This is a genomic window from Corynebacterium sp. MSK041 (assembly GCF_030232265.1).
Taxonomy (GTDB): domain Bacteria; phylum Actinomycetota; class Actinomycetes; order Mycobacteriales; family Mycobacteriaceae; genus Corynebacterium.
Map to the genome: position 1 here is coordinate 270,891 of NZ_JASPJK010000002.1, position 21,607 is coordinate 292,497.

23 protein-coding genes are annotated in these 21,607 nt (G+C 62.9%); 6 read left to right on the forward strand and 17 right to left on the reverse strand.

Annotated features, from left to right (window positions below; translation table 11 throughout):
- Positions 1 to 31 precede the first annotated feature (31 nt).
- Positions 32 to 1,408, forward strand: coding sequence for a GH32 C-terminal domain-containing protein (locus QP968_RS03615; RefSeq protein ID WP_284855061.1), 1,377 nt, complete (start codon positions 32 to 34; stop codon positions 1,406 to 1,408).
- A gap of 92 nt (positions 1,409 to 1,500) precedes the next feature.
- On the opposite strand, the gene QP968_RS03620 is transcribed toward QP968_RS03615, so the two are convergent.
- From QP968_RS03620 to dapE, 7 genes are read right to left on the reverse strand one after another with little or no spacing between them, the layout of a single operon-like run.
- Positions 1,501 to 2,367, reverse strand: a complete 867-nt coding sequence (locus tag QP968_RS03620) for a methyltransferase domain-containing protein (RefSeq protein WP_284855062.1) — start codon at positions 2,365 to 2,367, stop codon at positions 1,501 to 1,503.
- Between the two features lie 10 nt (positions 2,368 to 2,377).
- Positions 2,378 to 2,548 (reverse strand): DUF3117 domain-containing protein, encoded by a 171-nt coding sequence (locus QP968_RS03625; protein ID WP_084576442.1) that lies wholly within the window; start codon positions 2,546 to 2,548, stop codon positions 2,378 to 2,380.
- Positions 2,520 to 2,852 carry a cell division protein DivIVA gene (locus QP968_RS03630; protein ID WP_284855063.1) on the reverse strand — a complete coding sequence of 111 codons (333 nt, stop codon included), beginning with the start codon at positions 2,850 to 2,852 and terminating at the stop codon, positions 2,520 to 2,522. The genes QP968_RS03625 and QP968_RS03630 overlap by 29 nt, the downstream gene beginning before the upstream one ends.
- Before the next feature lie 9 nt (positions 2,853 to 2,861).
- Positions 2,862 to 3,593, reverse strand: a complete 732-nt coding sequence (locus QP968_RS03635) for a glucosyl-3-phosphoglycerate synthase (RefSeq protein WP_284855064.1) — start codon at positions 3,591 to 3,593, stop codon at positions 2,862 to 2,864.
- Positions 3,590 to 4,402, reverse strand: coding sequence for a dihydropteroate synthase (gene folP, locus QP968_RS03640; protein WP_284855065.1), 813 nt, complete (start codon positions 4,400 to 4,402; stop codon positions 3,590 to 3,592). Before folP ends, QP968_RS03635 begins: the two co-directional genes overlap by 4 nt.
- Positions 4,403 to 4,425: 23 nt before the next feature.
- Positions 4,426 to 5,220 (reverse strand): LOG family protein, encoded by a 795-nt coding sequence (locus QP968_RS03645; protein WP_284855066.1) that lies wholly within the window; start codon positions 5,218 to 5,220, stop codon positions 4,426 to 4,428.
- A 41-nt stretch (positions 5,221 to 5,261) separates the two neighbouring features.
- Positions 5,262 to 6,362: a succinyl-diaminopimelate desuccinylase gene (gene dapE, locus QP968_RS03650; protein WP_284855067.1), complete on the reverse strand. Its 1,101-nt coding sequence runs from the start codon at positions 6,360 to 6,362 to the stop codon at positions 5,262 to 5,264.
- Between dapE and QP968_RS03655 the strand changes: the two genes are divergently transcribed.
- From QP968_RS03655 to QP968_RS03675, 5 genes are all read left to right on the forward strand, one after another.
- Complete coding sequence (locus tag QP968_RS03655; RefSeq protein WP_284855068.1) at positions 6,363 to 7,283, forward strand: DapH/DapD/GlmU-related protein; 921 nt, start codon at positions 6,363 to 6,365, stop codon at positions 7,281 to 7,283.
- A gap of 81 nt (positions 7,284 to 7,364) precedes the next feature.
- Positions 7,365 to 8,744, forward strand: coding sequence for an amino acid permease (locus QP968_RS03660; RefSeq protein ID WP_502870025.1), 1,380 nt, complete (start codon positions 7,365 to 7,367; stop codon positions 8,742 to 8,744).
- On the forward strand, positions 8,744 to 10,096 hold the full coding sequence (locus QP968_RS03665; RefSeq protein WP_284855070.1) for an amino acid permease: 1,353 nt from the start codon (positions 8,744 to 8,746) through the stop codon (positions 10,094 to 10,096). Before QP968_RS03660 ends, QP968_RS03665 begins: the two co-directional genes overlap by 1 nt.
- Before the next feature lie 5 nt (positions 10,097 to 10,101).
- Positions 10,102 to 11,046 (forward strand): 2,3,4,5-tetrahydropyridine-2,6-dicarboxylate N-succinyltransferase, encoded by a 945-nt coding sequence (gene dapD / locus QP968_RS03670; RefSeq protein ID WP_284855071.1) that lies wholly within the window; start codon positions 10,102 to 10,104, stop codon positions 11,044 to 11,046.
- Between the two features lie 115 nt (positions 11,047 to 11,161).
- Positions 11,162 to 12,265 (forward strand): HNH endonuclease signature motif containing protein, encoded by a 1,104-nt coding sequence (locus QP968_RS03675; RefSeq protein WP_284855072.1) that lies wholly within the window; start codon positions 11,162 to 11,164, stop codon positions 12,263 to 12,265.
- On the opposite strand, the gene QP968_RS03680 is transcribed toward QP968_RS03675, so the two are convergent.
- The 10 genes from QP968_RS03680 to QP968_RS03725 all read right to left on the reverse strand — a co-directional run bounded on the left by QP968_RS03680 (position 12,234) and on the right by QP968_RS03725 (position 21,465).
- Positions 12,234 to 12,818, reverse strand: a complete 585-nt coding sequence (locus QP968_RS03680; RefSeq protein WP_284855073.1) for a GtrA family protein — start codon at positions 12,816 to 12,818, stop codon at positions 12,234 to 12,236. The two genes, QP968_RS03675 and QP968_RS03680, sit on opposite strands and share 32 nt — an antisense overlap.
- A 115-nt stretch (positions 12,819 to 12,933) precedes the next feature.
- Complete coding sequence (dapC, locus tag QP968_RS03685) at positions 12,934 to 14,037, reverse strand: succinyldiaminopimelate transaminase (protein WP_284855074.1); 1,104 nt, start codon at positions 14,035 to 14,037, stop codon at positions 12,934 to 12,936.
- 3 nt (positions 14,038 to 14,040) lie between these two features.
- Positions 14,041 to 14,364 carry a ferredoxin gene (fdxA, locus tag QP968_RS03690; RefSeq protein WP_034662523.1) on the reverse strand — a complete coding sequence of 108 codons (324 nt, stop codon included), beginning with the start codon at positions 14,362 to 14,364 and terminating at the stop codon, positions 14,041 to 14,043.
- A gap of 38 nt (positions 14,365 to 14,402) precedes the next feature.
- Positions 14,403 to 14,771, reverse strand: a complete 369-nt coding sequence (locus QP968_RS03695) for a hypothetical protein (RefSeq protein WP_284855075.1) — start codon at positions 14,769 to 14,771, stop codon at positions 14,403 to 14,405.
- Complete coding sequence (gene mshB, locus QP968_RS03700) at positions 14,768 to 15,646, reverse strand: N-acetyl-1-D-myo-inositol-2-amino-2-deoxy-alpha-D-glucopyranoside deacetylase (protein WP_284855076.1); 879 nt, start codon at positions 15,644 to 15,646, stop codon at positions 14,768 to 14,770. Before mshB ends, QP968_RS03695 begins: the two co-directional genes overlap by 4 nt.
- Positions 15,636 to 17,231, reverse strand: coding sequence for an ABC transporter family substrate-binding protein (locus tag QP968_RS03705; protein ID WP_284855077.1), 1,596 nt, complete (start codon positions 17,229 to 17,231; stop codon positions 15,636 to 15,638). The genes mshB and QP968_RS03705 overlap by 11 nt, the downstream gene beginning before the upstream one ends.
- Before the next feature lie 2 nt (positions 17,232 to 17,233).
- Positions 17,234 to 19,150, reverse strand: a complete 1,917-nt coding sequence (gene typA / locus QP968_RS03710) for a translational GTPase TypA (protein ID WP_284855078.1) — start codon at positions 19,148 to 19,150, stop codon at positions 17,234 to 17,236.
- Positions 19,151 to 19,215: 65 nt separating this feature from the next.
- On the reverse strand, positions 19,216 to 20,142 hold the full coding sequence (locus QP968_RS03715; protein WP_284855079.1) for a DUF808 domain-containing protein: 927 nt from the start codon (positions 20,140 to 20,142) through the stop codon (positions 19,216 to 19,218).
- Between the two features lie 37 nt (positions 20,143 to 20,179).
- A complete protein-coding gene (locus tag QP968_RS03720; RefSeq protein ID WP_284855112.1) occupies positions 20,180 to 20,716 on the reverse strand; it encodes a ribonuclease FAU-1 family protein in 537 nt (178 codons plus the stop codon).
- Between the two features lie 35 nt (positions 20,717 to 20,751).
- The gene (locus QP968_RS03725; RefSeq protein WP_284855080.1) at positions 20,752 to 21,465 is read right to left on the reverse strand and encodes an Rv1157c family protein; all 714 of its coding nucleotides are present in this window, start codon (positions 21,463 to 21,465) and stop codon (positions 20,752 to 20,754) included.
- Between the last annotated feature and the right edge of the window lie 142 nt (positions 21,466 to 21,607).

Below are 21,607 nucleotides of genomic sequence, written 5' to 3' on the forward strand. Positions count from 1 at the left end.
CCCCACAACAGCACGCAAAGGAACCCTGACAGTGAGCACCCTTCGACCAGAACTGCACGTCACCGCCGAGCGCGGCATCCTCGATGCTGCCGCCGGAATGCTCCGCAACGGCGAAGATTGGCACCTGTTCTACCAGTACGAAACCGAGCCAGGCGCCCCCACCCGCTGGGCCCACCAATTCTCCGAAGGTAACCCCTTCGACTTCTACGAATGCGACGACGTTATCGCTCCCGTCGGTGGTGAAACCCGGGTGCTCGCCGGCTCCGTGGTGGCCAGCAAGACTGGCACCAACCTGTACTTCACCTCTGAAACATCCGCTGGCACCACCATCCAGGTCGCGCACGTGGACGATATTGAGGCGCTGTGCGAGCACCTCGACGAATCCGACGACGTCGACCCCGGTGTTCGCCGCCTTGGTCCTGTGGTGAAGGACACCGGACGCTTCGTCCGCTTCCGCTCCCCCTGCGTTGTTCCGGACTGGGAGGAAAACAACGACCGCGACCAAGGCCAAGCCGGTTGGCTCATGCTCGCCTCCACCGGCCCGGAAGAGGAACCCGTTCCGGTGGTGCTGGAATCCACGGACCAAGAGACGTGGACCATCATCGGCCCCTTGGGTTTCGCAGGTGAATCCGGGATCCCGGCTGATGCCCGCACAGTCGCTCCCCGCATCATCCGCCTGCGCGATGAGGTGGATGGCGTCATCTATGACGTGCTGTTCCTCACCCAAGAGCGCGAGGGCGGGGAAATCTCCGGCTACCTCGTGGGCACTCTCGACGGCTCCGAATTCCAGGTGACCACCCCGTTCACCCGCCTCGACCACGGCCACGACTTCACACGCCCGCGCAGCACCAACGTTGTCACCGGCACCCAGACCGATGATGAGCGTTACGCCGAAGCCCGCATCTTCGGATTGCTTGCCTCCACCGGTCGCGGCGGCGACCCCACCACCCAGCCCACCTGGGCCACGGAAGGCTGGGCCAATGCGTTGTCCCTCCCCCGCGTGGTCACCCTCGCCGGCGGCAAGCTCTACCAAACCCCAGCGCCTGGCCTGCCCGGCGCAGTAGACGCCACCGAGCGCGCCATTCTGTGGACCGGCATGTGTGAGATCCCCGTCGGCTCCAGCGTCACCGTCGACGTGCTGGACAACGCGGGTGAGGTCTGCGCCTCCATCGTCCACTCCGGCGACAAAATCACGCTCGACCGCCTCGACGGACAGCCCGCTATCGCCGAACTCGACGACGAAGACGAAGATCACATTTCCGTGCTTATCGACGGCTCCGCCATCGAAATCTTCGCCGGCGGCGGCGCCGTCACCCTCTCCAGCCGGTTCTGGCCCGAAAACGGCGTGGCAGACATCCGCACCACCGTTGAAGGCGATGCGGAGATCAACGATCAGTGGCGTCGATAGGGCGTAAGCCCTATCGACGGGTAGAGCGAAACGATAGAGGCCCTACCTAGGGAGAGATAGCAAGCTGGGTAGATCCTTCTAGGTAGGGCGTTCTACGCCCTACCTAGGCGGGTTAGCTGTGCACGCGCGGTGACCTGCATCATCTCCGGCAGCTGCGCCACGCGCTCGGCGAGCACCGCAGGCTCAATATGGCGTGCGGAGGGACTCATGCCCACCTGCGCGGCAATCGCGTCACGGTCCAGGCGCATGGGGAACTCAATCAGTTCACCATCGCCCACCGGCTCTAAGTATCCGCGGGCTTGTTCGAGGAGGCGGTCAACCTTGCCGTCCTCCACACCCAAGATGCCGAGCGGCTCACGCAGCTCATCCAGGTGCCCTTGCTGCGGGGTGAGGACGATGACCTCACCGTCATCACTGAGCACGCGGGCAAATTCCGCCGGGTTACGTGGAGCGAAGATCACCGTGATCACATCCACGGACTTATCCTGCAGAGGCAGGCCTGCCCATACGTCGGCAACCACAGCACCCACGCGTGGGTGGGACTTCGCCAGGTGCTTCGCAGCCGGGACAGCAATATCCACACCCACACCGCGGGAATTCTCCACCGCGTCGAGGGTGTGTGACAGGTAGTAGCCGGTGCCGGCGCCGACTTCGAGGATGGTGGGCTGGGCATCGTCGACAAGCGGGCCGTGCGATAACGCATCGAGCACGCGCTCCGTCACGGTTTCCACGAAGGGCGCGAAATGCCCGCGCGACAAGAAAGCTTCACGCGAGGAGACCATCGCCGGGCTATCGCCCTCATGATTCAAACCCGCGCCGGACGCCAACGTGACATAGCCCTGCTTAGCCACGTCATACGAGTGACCCGTGGTGGACACCAACCGCGAAAACTCGTCCGCACCAGAAAGCGCCGACCCATCAATCGGATCGGCGAGAACGTCAATGACGTGGTGGAGCATAAAGTTCCAGTTACTCCCCTGCCACGGACAACAGCAGGTTGCCCAGCTCCGTTGCTTCCTCGTTGTTGAGCTCAACCACGAGACGGCCGCCACCATCAGACGGGATGCGCATCACAATCTTGCGACTCTCCTCGACCACTTCCATCGGGCCGTTACCAGTGCGAGGCTTCATTGCTGCCATGCGGTGTCACTCCTTTGTCTTCAACAGTGTCAACTAGATCAATAGTACGCGCACCGGCAGAAAACTGCCTGAGGTCCTCCACGAGAGCGTCCACCTGATCCTGCCGATAACCGCGCCTGACCACCTCTAATACGATGTCATCGAAACGCCCCTCAGCCACAGCAGCGCGGTTCGCGGCGATCACGTCTGCAGGCTCATCCAGCGGTGGCAAAACTTCACCGCGCCCGAAGAGGCTTGCGGAAACCCAAATGCCAAAAACGGCAACGGCGGCGATCACCAGGATCAGCAGAATCCAAGACAGCATGAGGCGAGTTTATCCCACCCAGGGCTCGCGTTCTTCCACAGCAGTATCAGCGACCCCGGCCCTATTCAGGATGGTGCGGGCCACGATGTCAGACATGCCCGCCAATTGCGCCAGCGGACGGTTACGGTGCGTTTTCACGCCGAGGTTGACCTGGGTGATCGCATTCGGCCCGTAAGCCGTGGCGATGTCAATGAGCAGGCCCACCTCCACGCCGTAGCCTGCCACGAACGGCAGGCTCAAAGCCGCGTCGCGCCGGATGGCGTACTCGCCGGCCAATGGTTGCTCAAGCGCGGGGATCTCCGGGAACAGGAGATTCAGCAGCGGTTTCGCGGTCAACTCCGTCACACGCCCACCGCCGTGATCCACGCCGTCGAGCGTGCGGCGATAAGTCGCCTTCACTAGCTGTACGTGCTTGCTTGCGAACTCGCCCGCCAGCTTGTCCACCCACTCCGGCTCCACCGTGGTCACGTCCGCGTCGAGGAAGACCACGACATCGCCGGTGGCGGCACGCACACCGCGCCAGAGCGCTTCGCCTTTGCCGGGGCGAACAGGGATGTCGGGGGCGATGCCCTTCCAATTAAGCACCGTGGCGCCGGCGTCGCGGGCGACGGCGGCGGTGTTATCCGTGGAGTCCGAATCCACCACGATGACCTCGCTGGCGCAGGACGCACGCGCAGCGGTCACAACACCGGCGACGGTGGCTTCCTCGTTTAAAGCCGGGATGACAACGGAGACCTTCATGCCAGACCCCGCACGGTGTTCAGGGGCGCGATGGTGTCCTGGATGGCGGCGGTCATGCGGATGACGTCCACGGTTTCAGCAACTTCATGCACCCGGAATGCCGCCACACCCCGGGCGGCGCACCATGCCGTCGCCGCGAGGGTGCCGGCAACACGCTCACCCACCGGGCGGTCAAGTGTCTCCCCGATGAAGTCCTTGTTCGACAGCGCCATGAGCACCGGCCAGCCCGTCGCGGTGATCTCCTCAATACGCCGCAGGATCTCCAGGCCGTGGAAAGTGTTCTTACCAAAGTCATGGGTCGGATCGATGAACACTTTCTCCTCCGAGACGCCGCAGGAGGCAGCACGTTCGGCCAGGGATGTGGTGGTGTGGATGATGTGGGCAACGACGTCGTCGTAAAGCACTCTATGCGGACGCGTGCGCGGCGTGGCCCCGCCTGTGTGAGAGCACACGTAGCCGACCTTGCGCGCGCCGGCGACCTCGACGAGCTCAGGGTCGAAGCCCGCCCACGTGTCATTGATGATCGTGGCTCCAGCATCCACCGCCACATCGGCGACAGCGGCGCGCCACGTGTCCACCGAGATGTCTACCGCCGGGTGCTGCTCACGAATCGCCGCGATGAGGGGCACAACCCGCTCGGTTTCCTCCACGACGTCAACCTCTTGGCCTGGACCGGCCTTGACACCACCGACGTCGATGATGGAAGCACCTGCTTCCACCACCTCGGCGCAGCGGCGGAGAGCATCATCGAACTGATAGGTCGCGCCGCGATCGTAGAAAGAATCCGGGGTGCGGTTCACAATCGCCATCACCCTCGGTAGCGCAGGCGAGGTCACTGGATATTCCGGGGATCCGCCATCGTGGAGTGGGCCTGCACGATGTACTCCACCGCCTCATCCACCGAATCTGTGACTAGGAAGAGCTGATCATCGCCGTCCGAGATGAGTCCACGGCCGAGCAGCTGTGAACGGATCCAATCCACCAGACCACCCCAGAATTCAGTGCCGAGGAGGACGATGGGGAAATTAGTCACCTTGCCCGTCTGGACCATGCACAGGATCTCAAAAACCTCATCCATTGTGCCGAATCCACCCGGCAGCGACACGAAGGCCTGGGAGTACTTGAGGAACATGGTCTTGCGCGCAAAAAAGTAGCGGAAGTTCAGCCCCAGATCGACCCACTCGTTGAGCCCTTGCTCAAACGGCAGTTCAATGCCCAGGCCTACCGACGTCCCTCCTGCGTCATGCGCCCCACGGTTCGGCCCCTCCATGAGGCCAGGACCGCCACCGGTGATCACGGCGTAGCCCGCCTCAACCAATGCCGTGCCGAGCTGGCGGGCTTGCTCATACTCCGGGGTCCCCTCGCCCAGGCGTGCGGAACCGAACACGGTGACTGCCCAATCCAGATCATGCAGCGCATCAAAACCAGCGATGAACTCTGAGGTAATGCGCATCACGCGCCACGGATCAGCGTGCTTCCAATCATGGTCAGCGCGACCCATCTCCAGCAGACGCTGGTCATAGGTGGACGGGTCGAACCCGTCCCTATCGCGCGCCAAAATGGGGCCACGAAGCGTGCGGTCACGGCCAGGGCCGGAAGACTGACGGGGAGTTTTGTGTGGAGCCACGGAAATTCTTCGCCTTCATACTGTCGTGCTTGTCTGTTCTCTTAGGCCCCGGTGAGATATGCCATCAGGGCGTTCGCAACATCCTGAATCTGTGAGACGGGGCATTGCTCGTCGATCTTATGGGCAAAACCCGGATCGCCTGGGCCAAAGTTCACAGCCGGAATACCCAGACTAGAGAAGCGGGCTACATCCGTCCATCCGAACTTGGCGCGGTAAACGCCACCGACAGCCGCCAAAAGCCCCTGCGCAACCGGATTCTCCAGGCCGGGCAGTGCGCCGCCAACGGCGTCGTCGTAGGTCAGCTCCAAGCCTTCTTCGAGGGCCAGCACCTCCTCCAGGTGCGCCTTGGCGTCTGCCAGGCTGCGGTCGGGTGCGAAGCGGAAATTCACGGTGAGCTGCGCTTCATCGGGGATGGTGTTCGTGGCCACGCCACCTGACAGACCAACGACGTTGAGGCCTTCTCGGTACTCGCAGCCGGCGATAGTCACAGTGCGCGGCTCGTAGGCTGCGATGCGTGCCAGCACGCCTGCGAGATCATGCGCCGCATTGTGCCCCAGCCAAGCCCGCGCGGAATGCGCACGAGTGCCCCGCGCCGTGATAAAAACACGGATGCTGCCCTGGCAGCCGGCCTCAATGACGGCGCCCGATGGCTCGCCAAGCAGCGCCAAGTCCCCCGCCAAAAGCTGTGGGCAGTCGCGTTCCAGCAGCGCTAGGCCGTTGTATTGCGCGGCCACTTCCTCCGCCTCGTAGCAAATCAAGGTGAGATCAAAAGCAAGCTCATCCGCATCACACAGCGTGGCAAAAGCATGAATGTAGCACGCCATACCGGACTTCATGTCCACGGAACCACACCCCCACAGCACGTCCCCCTCCATGTGGTGCGGGACGTTGTCCGCCAGTGGCACCGTATCAATATGCCCCGCCAACACCACCCGCTGCGGCAGCCCCCGGTCCGTCCGCGCTACCAGCGTATTGCCGCGCCGCACGACCTCCACACCAGGCAACTCCCGCAGAGGTCCCTCAAGGGCATCGGCGAGGGCGTGTTCGTGGTGGGAGGGGGACGGGACGTCGATAAGCTGCTTGGTCAGCTCAACTGGGTCGGCGAAAATATTCACGCGAGCGAGCCTAGTACGATGACGCATATGCCAGTTGGAGCCCGCGCATTAGGAATTGCTCACATCGCCGCCGACGGAACCGTCCTCGATTCCTGGTTCCCCGCAGTTTCGCTTATCGACGATGCCTCCACCCCCTCCACCCGCCGCGTCAGCGCCAACGAACTTTCCCCGCGCCTGCTCAACCTCGTGGGCATGGACCGGGACAGGCACGTCGAAGTGGTTCCCATCCTCACCGAAATCGCCGACCTAGACGCCCCTGCGATTGATGCTTTCGACGTCTACCTGCGCCTCCACCTGCTCTCCCACCGCAAAGTACGGCCACTGGAGATCAACATGACGGACGCACTGGACCTGCTCGTGCCCGTCGCGTGGACCAACAAGGGCCCGTGCCTGCCCGATGATTTTGAATTCGTGCGCACAAACCTGCGCTCCCGCGGAACGATCCACGTGTACAGCATCGAACGGCTGCCCCGCATGGTGGACTACGTGGTGCCCACCGGTGTCACTATTGCGGAGGCTGAACGCGTCCGCCTGGGCGCTTACCTCGCGGAAGGCACCACCGTCGTGCGCGAAGGCTACGTCTCCTACAACGCCGGCACTCTCGGGCCAGTGCGGGTAGAAGGCACCATCTCCTCCTTCGTCGTCGTCGGCGCGCACAGCACTCTCGAACGTGGCAGTGCGCTGATGGCCACCCGCACCACCGATCTTGGTCGCGCACCCATGCGCATCGGCGACAACTGCTACTTCCACCCCACCGCCAGCATCAACGGCATCAGCTTGGGCAACAACTGCAGCGTTGGTGCCGGCGTCATCCTGGAACCACAGACTCCCATCTTCGACCCCACGACAGGCAATGATTTCCCCGCTGCCAACATCGCCGGTTCGGACAACGTGAGCATCCAGAACGAGCCGTATTCCACTATCCCCGTTCTTCGCTGGCGCACCTAGGGCACCCACAACACTGCTAAACCGGAGCACAATGTCAGCTTCTGCGCAGCGAGGTTTAAAGTGTTGGACATGTCGACACCTATTTCCCCCGTCGCCGATTCCACCGCCCTTGCTCGCGGTCTGAAAACGCGCCACCTCACCATGATGGGCCTCGGCTCAGCCATCGGTGCCGGACTCTTCCTCGGCACCGGCGTTGGCATCGCCGCTGCGGGCCCCGCCGTCCTCCTTGCCTACATCGTCGCTGGCTTCATCACCGTGTGCTTCATGCAGATGCTCGCGGAGATGGTTGCCGCACGCCCCTCCTCCGGCACCTTCTCCATCTACGCTGAGCAGGCCTTTGGCCGCTGGGCCGGCTTCGCCATTGGCTGGCTGTACTGGTTCATGATGATCATGATCATGGCCGTTGAAATCACCGGTGCCTCCGCTATCGTCGCCCACTGGTTTGGCATCTCCCCGTGGATTCCGGCGCTGGCTGCCATTGCTGTCTTCACCGTGATCAACTTCGCAGCGGTGAAGAACTTCGGCGAATTCGAATTCTGGTTCGCGCTGATCAAGGTGCTCGTCATTGTTGCCTTCCTAGCCATCGGCGCGGCACTGTGGCTCGGCCTGCTGCCATCGGGGGGCTTCGTTGGCCTGACCAACGTCAGCGAAGTCGGCTTCATGCCAAACGGCTGGGCCGGTGTGGCTACCGCGCTTTTGGCTGTGGCATTCGCCTTCGGCGGAATTGAGCTTGTCACCGTTGCTGCCGCTGAATCCGAAAACCCAGAGGCCGGCGTGCACTCCGCGATCCGCTCCATCATCTGGCGTATCTCCGTGTTCTACATCGGCTCCGTCCTCCTGATCATTCTGCTACTGCCCTTCGACCAGATCGGTGGCGCCGACTCTGCCGCTGAATCCCCCTTCACCGCCGTCCTGGAGATGGCCAACATTCCGGGTGCTGTGGGCATCATGGAAGCCGTCATCGTCGTGGCGCTGCTGTCTGCCTGCAACACGCAGATCTACGGTTCCTCCCGCTTCCTGCAGAACCTCGCCGTGCGTGGGGACGCCCCCACGGCCTTCGCCCAGACCGATAACCGCGGTGTTCCCGTCCGCGCCGTCGTCGTGTCCGTGTTCTTCGGATTCGTCGCCGTGGCACTCCAGTACTGGAACCCGCCGGGGCTGCTCGCCTTCCTGCTCAACGCTGTCGGTGGCTGCCTCATCGTGCTGTGGATCGCCGTTGCACTGTCGTTTGTGCGCCTGCACCCGAAACTCGTCGACAATGGCGAAATCACCGATGTCCGCATGTGGGCACCCAATGTCCTCCCCTGGATCATGATTGCGCTTACCGCCGGTGTCATCCTGCTGATGCTCTCCGATCCGGACGGGCGTTTCCAGATGTTCGCCGTTGCCGTCGTCGTCGGTGTCATCACTCTCGCCGGTCTCCTGTGGACGCGTAAGCCGGAAGGGACGACTGCGGGTTAATGGGGGCGCAGACAAGCGAACTCGGCACCGGCCTGAAATCCCGGCACCTCACCCTCATGGGCCTAGGCACCGCAGTGGGTGCCGGCCTGTTCCTCGGCGTCGGTGTGGGCATCCGCGCGGCCGGCCCCGCGATTCTTGTTGCATACGCGATCGCCGGGCTCATCGTCATCGCTGTGATGCGCATGCTCGGCGAGATGGCGGCCGCGCACCCCTCGTCGGGGTCTTTTGCCACCTACGGGCGCATGGCTTTCGGCCACTGGGCTGGTTTCCTACTCGGCTGGCTGTATTACTTCCTGCTGATCATGGCGTGCGGTGCCGAGCTCACCGGCGCATCCGCCATGATGGCCTCTTGGTTCGACGTGCCGCAGTGGATTCCGGGACTCATCGTTGTTGTCATTCTCACCGCCGTGAACCTCGCCCAAGTCAAGGGGTTCGGCGAGTTTGAATACTGGTTCGCCATGATCAAGATCGCGGTGATCGTGGGCTTCCTCATCATCGGCGTACTCTTGTGGCTCGGCGTGCTGCCAGCGAGCGGCTTCGTTGGCTTTGACAATGTACGCGAGTCCGGCTTCGCCCCCAACGGCATCGCCGGTATCGCCGCTGGTCTTCTCGCCGTCGCGTTTGCTTTCGGCGGTATTGAGGTGGTCACCATCGCCGCCGCCGAGTCCGAGAACCCGGCCAACAACGTCAAGCGCGCCGTGAATTCCATCATCTGGCGCATCGCCGTGTTCTACCTCGGCTCCGTCGCCGTGATCACGCTGCTGCTGCCCTACGCCTCCATCGATGGCGCGGATTCCGCCGCGGACTCGCCCTTCACCGCCGTGCTCGACATGGCCAACATCCCGGGCGCCGCCGCGTTCATGGAAGTGGTCATTGTGCTCGCGCTGCTCTCCGCGTTCAACGCCCAGATCTACGGCACCTCCCGCCTCGCCTACCAGCAAGCCCTCGAAGGTGACGCCCCGAAGTGGATGGCTAAAACCAACGCCAACAATGTGCCCATGAACTCGGTGCTCATCTCCGTGTTCTTCGCCTTCCTCGCTGTGGGTCTGCAGTGGTGGAACCCGCCAGGCATGATCGACTTCATCATGTCCGCCACCGGTGGCTGCCTCATTGTCACGTGGATCATGATCACGCTCAGCTTCATCAAACTGCACCCACGCATCACCTCGTCCGCCGTCCGCGTGCGCGGCGCCACGTGGGTCCCGTGGGTCACTCTGGCCGCTTTGCTCGGGCTCACCGTGCTCATGCTTTTCGACGACTCCGCCCGCTCCCAAGTCATCTCCGTCACCATCCTGTCGGCCGTTTTGGTCGGCTTGTCGCTCCTGACGAAGAAGCGCAGCGCCCTAAAGTAGTGGGCATGACTTCCCCGACTACTGCACACGCCCGTGGCATAGCAACACTGACCTACGACGGCACCGTCCTCGACGTCTGGTACCCAGCCCCCAAGGTTGGGGAGGCGGTTAGTGCCACGGGGACACAGCGCCTCGAGGAACCTGACGCCCGTTTCGCCGCGCTGGTTGGCCCTGATGAAGAGCGCGGTGTAGCGCGCGTAGCGGTGGAAACAACGATCGCGGATCTGACCCAGCCGGCCGTCGATGCTTACGACGTCTACCTGCGCCTCCACCTCCTCTCCCACCGCCTCATCCGCCCCCACGGCGCGAACATGGACGGCATCTTCGGCCTGTTGTCCAACGTCGTGTGGACGAATTACGGACCCTGCGCTGTCGGCGATTTTCAGATGACGCGGGGGCGACTCGCTGCGAAGGGACCGGTAGTGGTCTACTCCGTGGATAAATTCCCACGCATGGTGGATTACGTTGTGCCGTCCGGTGTGCGCATCGGCGATGCTGACCGCGTCCGCCTAGGTGCCCACCTAGCCGAAGGCACCACCGTCATGCATGAAGGCTTTGTGAACTTCAACGCCGGCACCCTCGGCGCTTCCATGGTCGAAGGTCGCATTTCTGCCGGCGTCGTTGTCGGCGATGGCACGGACATCGGCGGTGGCGCGTCCATCATGGGCACGTTGAGCGGCGGCGGAAAAGAAACCATCACCATCGGACAGCGCTGCCTGCTCGGCGCCAACGCGGGCGTGGGTATCTCGCTTGGCAACGACTGCGTTGTCGAAGCCGGCCTCTACCTCACCGCCGGCACCAAAGTCCGTCTCAGCGACGGAACAGAAGTAAAAGCCCTGGAGCTGTCCGGCAAGGATGGTCTCCTGTTCCGTCGCAATTCCCTCACCGGTGCCGTCGAAGCCACCCGCGCGAAGGCCGTGGAACTCAATGAGGAGCTGCACAAAAACTAGCCCAGCGCCCGTTTCTGTGGATAAAACGCCGTTTTGTAGACGTGTCACTACGGTTATCCACAGCCTTGCCACGTGATGCTTGCGGGGCCACTTCGCTCCGCATAGCGTCCGAGGCATGACATTCGACGAACTCCTGGAGGCCCTCTCCGGCGCCGCGCTCACCGCCCTCGAGGGCTTTGACCGCGACCGTGCCATCGCCGCTGGGATGTCGCCACGCCAGGTCGCCGACCTCAGCAAAGTCCACCACGCTTACTGGGGGCCAACGCGCACCCCGAAGCAGCAAAAGCTCGCCCGGGAAGAGGCGTTGGCGGGTGGGTTTACGGTGGAGCAGCTGGTGTTCGTCGAGAAGCGAATTGCGCATATTGAGCCCTTCGGTGAGCGTATGCGCCTGCGCCGCGCCCTCTTGACGTCGCATTGCACGTATGAGGCTTTACGACGTCGCGCCGACCGCCTCATCCCCCGCCCAAAGCCCCCGAAACCGAAGCCGCAAGTGCGATTCCACACTCCGCGCGAGGAAATGGGCGGCATGACACTGATTGCCCCGGCGCGCGATATGGCGGACTTGGAGCATGCGCTGCTCTCACACATCGATCCGGCGAAGCCGGCCGCGGAGCAGATGGTCGTCCCTCTCTTGGAGCTCTTGCGTGGCGAAGGCTCCGGGGTTCCTCCCGCGGCTCCCCGTCCGCTGGTGGTTATTCCGCTGCCGTCGTTTGTGCGCATCTTGCGGGGCGAGGGCGACGAGACTGTGCTCGGGCTTACCGACGGCACCACCATCACCGGTGCGCACTACCTGGCCAAGTACCACGGTGCCGAGCTTGAGGTAGCGCTGTTCCACCCGCAGGAAGGCGCCGTGAATCTCTACCGGACGCAGCGCTTTGCCAACCAGAAGCAGCGGGACCTAGCTAAGGCTGTGATGCCGGTGTGTCCGGTGCCTGGGTGCCGGCATGGTGCAGATAACTGCGACATCCACCACATCAAGGCGTGGAAACATGGTGGTGAGACGAACATTGCTAACCTCGTCCCCCTCTGCCGCTACCACAACGGCACCAATGACGACGACCCTGGTGTTGTGCGCCGCGGCCGAGTGGACACGATCGGCCCTCAACCCATCTGGCGCTCACCCAACGGGTACGCGGTGCCCAACAAACACAGCGAATGGGGCGCGTTGAACGTGCTGTTTAGACCGTTTAAACCGTTTCAACCGTTTCAATACGGATGACTTTGGGGCGCCCAAAAGTCCAGAGCTTGTTGATGATGAAGTTCACGGGCATAGCCACCAACGTCGAGATACCTGCGGACCAGTAGAACTTGGTGCGCAGGCCGGTGGAGCCATCGAAGATGTGATCCGGCAGCGCGATCGGCGATGTCGGGTTCATCAGCAATGTCGCCACCGTTTGGCTGACCACAAATGCCACGATGCCCGTGGTCAGGAAAGGGAAAAACCCGCGCAACCAGGACCGCTTTGGCACATTCTTAAACGTCCATGAGCGGTTCAACTGGTAATTCCAGGTGTTAGCCACGACGAAGGCGATCGTCATGATCACGTGGTACCAACGAATATTCCACCGGGTGCCAAAGAGGTTGAAAAACACATCATTCTCATGGATGCCCCACCCGACGCTGAAACTCTTCGTGGCGATGAACACCACGAGCAGGTTCACCAGCACACCCGAGCCACCCACGATGCCGAACTTGATGAACTCGCGGGCACTATCAACGATCTTCCCCGCTTTCCTCGCTTTCCCGGGCGACGACGAAACCGCATCCACCATGCATCTCTCCTCAGTCCGGGTTGTTTAAGCCGGGTTGTTTAGGGCGCGTTAAACTCCCGGCAATCTTACTCTGTGAGACACAGCCTGCCGAAACCCCACGCTTGTTGGGCGTGTTTTAGGAACCCAGGCGAGCAGCTGCGGCGGCGATGCGCTCATCGGTCGCTGTCAGGGCGATACGGACATGCTGGGCGCCGGCAGGACCGTAGAAATCACCGGGGGCAGCGAGGATGCCGCGTTCGGCGAGCCAGTCGAGGGCCTGGCGAGCATCCATGCCATCGCGGCGTGCCCAGAGGTAGAGGCCCGCATCCGAATAGTCGACGGTGAAGCCAGCCGTGGGAAGAGCTTTGAGCAACTCAAGGCGCCGCATGGCGTAGGTGGAGCGCTGCATCTCCTCATGCATGTCGGACTCCAGTGCAGCAACCATGGCGTGTTGGATCGGTCCGGGGACGATGAGGCCGGTGTGCTTGCGTACCTCCAGAAGCTCCTGCACCAGTGCCTCGTCGCCGGAGACCATGCCGCACCGGTAGGACGCCATATTGGACGTCTTAGACAGGGAGTGCAGCGCCAACAGCCCAGTGTTATCACCATCCGTCACAGACGGGTGCAGCAACGACACCGGCTCAACGGACCACCCGAGGTACAGGTAGCACTCATCGGAGGCGATGATGGCACCGGTCTCCCGCGCAAACGCGACCCAGGCGCGCAGCTGCTCCACAGAGGCCACGGCACCGGTCGGGTTGGAGGGGGAATTGAGGAAGACGAGGGCGGTGTCGCGAGGGGCTTGGGAGGGATCGTCGCAACGCACAACGTTGCACCCAGCAATGAGCGCGCCGACTTCGTAGGTGGGGTACGCGACCTCCGGAATCACAACGGTCTGCCCCCGCAGCCCCAGCATCGTGGGCAACCACGCCACGACTTCTTTTAGCCCGATGGTGGGCAACACAGCGTTCTCGCTCAGCCCTTCAATGCCGAAGCGACGCGTCAGCGCGGAGACGATCGCCTCCCGCAGTTCAGGTGTACCGGTGGTCTGCGGGTACCCCGGCGCGGCTGAGTTTTCCGCCAGTGCGAGCTGGATAGGCGGCGGGACGGGGTCAACGGGCCCGCCCACGGATAGGTCCACGAGGCCGTCAGGGTGGGACGCGGCGCGCGCCTTCACGTCGGCGATGGTGTCCCACGGGAAGTCCGGCAAGACCTGGCTGAGCGATTGGCGCGGCCCCATGTCCTACTCCTGGTTCATCGGTGGCAACGCGGCCACGAAGGGGTGGTCGAAGTCGTAAGGGCCTTCGGCGGCGGCGCCACCTGGGGAGCCAAGGTCGTCGAAAAATGCGACGTTGGCGTCGTAGTAGTCGTTCCACTCATCGGGAAGGTCGTCTTCATAGAAGATGGCTTCGACGGGGCAGGCAGGTTCGCAGGCGCCACAGTCCACGCATTCGTCGGGGTGAATGTAGAGCATGCGCTTGCCCTCATAGATGCAGTCGACGGGGCATTCCTCCACACATGAACGGTCGAGCACGTCAACGCATGGTTCAGCGATGATGTAGGTCAAGGGGTCTCCTCCGGTTTTAATCGGTTGGGTCCAGTATGTCACTTGGCTCGCAGTAAGGGCCAAATGCCTCCCGCCGTACCCGCGACAAGCAAGAGCAGCGCCTGAATATGGTGGGTGCGCAGCAGCTCACGGGTCACTTCGGGCCCGATGTAGAGCAGTGCGAGGCCCACCAGCCACGTCAAGGTGGGTACGAAAGCAATGATGCTTTTCTGCGACCACAGTCTCCCCGTCTTCGTCCCCACTCCACCCAACACCCAGGCGGCGATAATGGCCGGAATCCCCCAGAGCACGTCGAGGGAACCGACCTCCACCAGCAGCGCCACCAGTGCGCCGACGCTGAGCCAGGTGATGCCAGCGCGGGCTTCTGCGGGTGTGAAGTCGGAGCGTGGCTGTGGCTGGGGGTTCATCGGAGGATTCCGCTGGCGATGTCCGCGCCGGGTTCCAGCGGAAGGCCCGCGCCGACGCAGTAGTGTTCGCGGCGCAGGATGGGTTGGGCGATGAGGTTGGACAGTGCGTAGGTGACCACGGTGGGATCAGGTGCGGTGGCGAAAGCGGCGTGAGGGTTGGTGGTGGACACGGAGCCGTCTGCGATCCAGATCTGGGTGGCGTGGGCGCGCATGGCGTCGGTTTTGGCGGCGTAGGTGGCGTCGTCCATTTCCACCCACGTGTCCACTGTGTCGACGGCGTCAAGTTCGCCGGGCTTCGGCTGGGTCCAGCCGGCGGGGATATGGGTGGGGATCATCCCGTCAAGCTCGCTGCGCAGAAGCGCTGACCACAGGATGCGCGGGATGTCCACGCGTTCAGCTGCGACATGGGTGATCTCATGGGCACGGATGTGGTCGGGGTGTCCGTAACCACCGTTGGGGTCGTAGGTGATCACCAAGTGGGGGCGCTCACGCTCAAACACCGCCACGAGGTCGTCGACGGCGCGCTGGCCTGAATTCACAAAAGCCTTGGGGTTCCGGCTTGCGGGTGAGCCCGCCATGCCCGAATCGCGGTACATGCCAGCGCCGCCGAGGAATTCCCCACGCACACCCAGGATGTCCAGGGCCGCGTTCAGCTCGTGGATGCGGAACCCACCGAGTTGGTCGGCGTGGTCATTGACAAGGTGTTGGTAGCGCTCCCCGATGACCTCTCCCTCCTCACCCAGTGTGCAGGTGACCACGAGGACATCTGCACCACGGCGTGCCAAGGAGGCAAGGGCGCCACCGGTGAACAGGGACTCATCATCCGGGTGGGCGTGGACAGCCACGACTCTGAAACCTGTGAGATCACGGGACATGTTCGGTCTCCTTCTCGAGGTTGCCTGCCGGGCTCTTAAGTACCCAAGCAGGGGCTGCGGTTAGACGTGCATCAGGTTCATCAATGCGGGAGGGGGAAGACAAGGCAGTGCCCATTGCCACGATGTGTTCCTCGCGGAGCAGTGGCAGCCATACCGCCTCCTTCTTCAATAGGTCAGCCACCTGCTTAGCATCAGTGTCACCTTGAAGGATGTCTGCCGCCAAGGCTTCCGTCTCCGGCAGGCACAACCCGCTCAAGTTGCCGGCCACGATGCCGTCCTCAGCTGGGCACTGAACTGCGCTCGCCCACGCACTGGGACTGGTGGGCAGGGACCAGCCAACAACAGCATCAATCTCACCGTCCGGCAGACGCTTTGCGATGTCGGTCATGTCTGCAGCAACAGCCTCCGCGGGAATATCGTGGCCATTGAGCACATCCACGATGGCGCGCGCCGCAGGCATCGCCTCACTATCGCGCGGGTCCGCAGCAATCCGCAGCGGCCGTTTCTGAGTCGCAGGAATCGCGGCGGCGGACTCCGCCGGGTCAGCAGAAGCGGCGCGAGAAGACTCAACAGGGGTGGAGGTGCGGCCGGAGGCGATGCGGGAGATAAGGGGGACGTCGATAAGCGACGTCAGAGCTTCACGCGCGGCGAGTTCCCCAAGGACCGGCGAATCAACAGACATGGTCACGCCGAGTTCGCGCGGGCCTTCCCGCATCTCCACCTGGGTGTCTGGGATGAGAGAGTACGTGTCCAGGGAGGTCTCCCCCGGCACGTGGTCCACAAAGGCGTACTGGCCGGAGCGGAGACGATCCGCCACCTGATCCGTCGAACGCGCGGCGGCGAGGGTGAGGATATCGATCCCCGCCGGATCTTCCCCCCAAAACCTGTCATTCCGGTTCAACACGATGACGCCCGCGGCCTGATCCACGGAATTCACCATGTAGCGGCCAGCGGAAGCAGGAATAGTGCTGGCAAGGGCAGTGGCGAAATCGCTCGCCCCAGAATCCAGCAGGTGCGACGGAAGGAGGTGCGTGAACAGGAACTGCCACTCCTGCACCGGCTCCGCGAACACCACGTCGACGGTCTTACCGGAACCACTCACCCGGATGTCGCTGATAGCGCGGTACGCAGCTGAGGCGACCGTGCCTGGGGTGGACACCATGCCGCGCCACAAGTACACAAAATCCGCGCCGGTGAGCGGGCTGCCATCAGACCACTGGGCGGCGGGATTGATCTGGTAGCGCACCGTCATCTGCTCCGTGTCCGGAACTAGGTCAGCGCTCTCCGCCACATTGGTGTTGAGCAGCCACTCCCCCTCCGGGCCACGCATGAAAGGACTGGGAAGGGTCAGCTCCGCAATGTCATTCACCGTGGCATTCTCATCCGCAGCCAGATGCGGGTTGAAGCCATTGCGCAGTGGCGCGACCCCCACGCGGACCTCGGAGCGCTCCGCCGGGGCGGGCGCAGTAGTCGAGGTGGTGGTGGTCGTCTCCTCCTCCACAATCGGCGGCGGACCGGGGTTAGCGGTGCAGGCGGAAAGGGCGAGGAGAAGGGGGATCGTCGATAGGCGAAGTGCTCCCTTCATGCTTACTTATTCAACTGCTTCGCACGGGAGCGGGCGCGACCGCGTTCCGTGGCTCCCAGGATGAGCTTGCGCACGCGCATGACGTTGGGGGTGACCTCGACGCATTCGTCGTCGTCACAGAACTCAATGGCCTCTTCGAGCGAGAGAGTCTTCGCCTTGGCCAAAGTCACCGTCGTATCGGCGGACGCCGCGCGCATGTTGGTGAGCTTCTTCTCCTTCGTGATGTTGATGTCCATGTCCTCATCACGACTATTCGCGCCGACGACCATCCCCTCATAGGTTTCCGCGCCGGGCTCGACGAAGAACTCACCGCGGTCAGAGAGTTGCTGCAGCGCGTAGGCGGTGACCTGGCCGGAACGGTCTGCGACGAGGGAGCCGGTGGGGCGGCCCTTGATCTCGCCGGCCCACGGGCGGTGCTCGATGGAGTAAGAGTTCGCGATACCGGCGCCGCGGGTCTCGGTGAGGAAGGTCGTGCGGAAGCCGATGAGGCCGCGCGACGGGACGTCGAATTCCATGCGGACCCAGTCGCCGGAGCCGGCGTTGCCCATGGCTGTCATCTGGCCCTTGCGGTTAGCCATGAGCTGGGTGACGGCGCCCTGGTGCTCGGCCGGGGTATCGATGATCATGTGGTCATACGGCTCGTAGGTCTTGCCGTCGACCTCCTTCGTCACCACCTGTGGCTTGCCCACGGTGAGCTCGAAGCCTTCACGACGCATCGTCTCAATCAGCACCGTCAACGCCATCTCACCGCGCCCCTGGACTTCCCACGCATCCGGACGATCCGTGGGCAGCACCTTGATGGACACGTTACCGATGAGCTCCTGATCCAAACGCGCCTTGACCAGGCGGGCGGTGAGCTTGTCGCCGCCACCGCGGCCGGCCATCGGGGAGGTGTTCACGCCGATGGTCATGGAGATCGCCGGGTCGTCGATCTTGATGCGGTCCAGCGGTTCCACGTTGTTCGGGTCACACAGGGAGTCACCGATCATGATCTCGTCGATGCCAGACACGGCGGCGATATCACCGGCCACGACCTCACCGGTCGCCGGAACACGCTCAAGCCCCTCGGTGACCAGGAGTTCCGCGATGCGGACGTTCTTGACGTGCTGCTCCCCGTCCTCGTCGTAATGGACCCAGGCAACGTTGTCGCCCTTCTTCACGGAGCCACGGAACACGCGGATCAGCGCGATACGGCCCAGGAAGGAGGAGGAGTCCAGGTTGGTCACCTGCGCCTGGAAGGGGGCGTCAATGTCGGCAGAGGGCTCAGGCAAGACGTCGTAGATGACGTCGAAAAGCGGCTGCAGATCTTCGCTGTCGGGCAGTGAGCCGTTACCCGGGTTTTCCAGAGAGGCGCGGCCCGCACGGCCGGAGGTGTAGAGCACCGGCAGCTCCAGCAGGTTCTCAGCGGCCTCGGCAGCCTCCGGATCCTCCAAGCCAGCACCGAGCTCCAGCAGCAGGTCCTGGGCTTCTTCCACGACTTCGTCGATACGCGCATCGGGGCGGTCCGTCTTGTTCACGCAGATGATCACCGGCTTCTTCGCTTCCAGGGCCTTGCCCAGGACGAAGCGGGTTTGTGGGAGGGGGCCCTCGGAGGCGTCGATAAGCAGGACAACACCGTCGACCATGGAAAGGCCGCGCTCAACCTCACCGCCGAAGTCGGCGTGGCCCGGGGTGTCAATCACGTTGATCACCAGGTCGTGGCCGTCCTTGCCGGCACCTTGGCGGCGGATGGCGGTGTTTTTCGCCAAAATCGTGATGCCGCGCTCCGATTCAAGCTCACCGGAGTCCATGACACGGTCGCCGTGTTCGCCGTGATCACCGAAGACGCCGGACTGCTCCAGCATTGCGTTGACGAGGGTGGTTTTGCCGTGGTCAACGTGGGCGACGATGGCTACATTGCGGAACTCTGGGTGGGACACGCGCTCTCCTTTTGCGTGGGATGTGCCTCCCGCTCACGCGCGGGCAGGCCTTGAACGGTTAAACCCTACTCCGCCTTGCTCTTATGCGCGATCTTTCGCACGCCTTCCACAACGCAGAGCACAAGAAAACCTGTAATCAGGCCCGCTACGAGGGACCCGCCGGTGTCCACGAACCAGCCGGCGGCTCCCCCACCAACGGCTTCCGCGCCACGCTGCAGCACATCATGGGGCCAGTGCCACCCAATCACCTCGTGCAGCCCACGGATGATCAGGTGCCCACCGACCCACAGCATGGCCACTGTGCCGATGATGCCGATCGCCTGCAACACGTACGGCATACCCTTGACCAGGCCTCTGCCCACCGCCGGAGCATGGCCACGGTCGATCATGCCGAGCCCAATATCGTCGATCTTCACCAGCAACGCCACCGCGCCGTACACCGCCGCCGTGATGAACAGGGCCACGGCAACAAGCACGGCGAACTCCATCCACAACGGCTGGTCCACCACTTCGTCGAGGGCGATGATCATGATCTCCGTCGAAAGGATCAGGTCCGTGGTCACGGCACGTTTGACCAGGGTGTCCTCATCTTCCGCGTCGCGGTTGACGGCACGGTCAGCTTGTTCTTCCGCATCATGCAGAAGCTTATCGACGATCTTCTCCGCCCCCTCAAAACACAAATACGCCCCACCCAGCATCAGGATGGGGACGAGTGCCCACGGCGCAACCGCATTAAGCAGCAACGCCACCGGGAGAATGAAGATCAGTTTGTTGCGCAGCGAGCCCTTTGTGATCTTCCAGATCATCGGCAGCTCACGCGCCGGTGTCACACCGGTGACGTACTGCGGGGTAACGGCAGCATCATCAATAACAACACCGGCGGCTTTCGCCGATGTTTTTGCTGTCATAGCTGCAACGTCGTCCGCGCTGGAGGCGGCGGTGCGGGCGATCAGGGCGACGTCGTCAAGCAGTGCAAGTAGGCCTCCGGCCATGAGCCAACCTTTCGGAGAGTGGTTTTGTCAGCGCAGTCTATGCGACTGGCATGAGTTCCACTTGGTCAGCCCACGTCAACTCAATACCCTGAGCGCGGAGCCACTCCATCGCATCATCGTCGTGGCGGGTGATGCCCTCCACCGCGTTGAGCGTGGCGTCAATGGCCTTCTCCGCGTCTTCCGCGCTGATTAAGCCGGCGGAGGTGGCGGCGGCGAGCTCATCAATATCAAGCACATCGATGGCCTCCCCCTGCACCATCACCAGGTCAACGTAGAGGTCGCGCGTGCGCCACACTTTGCCCTGAATATCAATCTCCGCGATGTCGAAGTAGTAGTCCTGCTCCGCTTCCACTCCTTCACGGAAGTGGAAAATGTTGGCGCGCAGATTCAGATTGGGCAGCAACCAACTCTCGAGGTAGCCGAACTTCGGGTGATTCGCCCCGCGCGCCATGTACAGGCCGAAATCCGTAACCTTGAACGTGTCCACCTCACGGAGATACCCCTTCGGGTCCGTGTTGGTCTTAGAGCTCATGTCAAATGTCTCTTGCTTCACCGGGTGAAGGTCCACAGTCATCGTGTCTCCCCTCTCGTAACCGTTGCTCATGGCCATTACTTGACTTTCGCCGCCAGTGCCGTGGGTGCGAACCCGCAGCTCTTGCCGCCTGTATTCACTGAACCGGCAACCACCGCGAGGATCGTGCCGGACCCAGTGTCCGCAACCCCAGACAGAGTTGCCGGTCCTGTTGGGTTAATCCCGTTGTTCTGGAGTGGCGTTACACCCGTGCGAAAAGTGCCCAGGTTGACCCAGTACACGTGCATCTGCCCTTGCTCGCGTGCAGCCGGCTGCGTGCCCAGTGCGGTGAAGACGAACGTGGCCTGCCCCGCCTTGGGTGCCGGGACAGGCAAATCAGCAGGTCCCGGCACGGCGATAGCAGTTCCCGTAGAGTTCATCCCCGGCCCCATGCAATGCGGGGACACCGTTGGCCAGAAAGCCTGACGGAAATGCGGCGCACTATCCGGAAGCGGCGGGCCACCAATTTCACCAGTGCCGGCGGCGAAGGCCAGACCCTGCAACAGTGCATCGCGCACCTGCACCGGCACCCACGGCTGGTTGGCAAAATCGGTGACGGCGCGCTGAACCTCCGGCGTCGGTTGACCGAGAGGGCTCACAAGGTTGGGAACCTGGATGTGTGGCAGCGACGAGTTACCCGGCGCGGCAGACGCAGCAGGAACGCCACAACTTAAGGCCGAGGCGGCCAAAAGACCAGCGCCGGCGAGTGCGGCAATACGGGACGTGCGGGGACGCTTGAGCATCAGCATCATCTGCAAGAGATTCCTTTGCGTTGGGAAAATAACGCGATAACTCGAATAACTTTAGTCACTTTAGAAACATTTGCAACACTTTTGGCAGTTTTGTGCGCTCTGCGACTGTGCCGGGCCACGGCACATCGGACTAAAGTGGTTC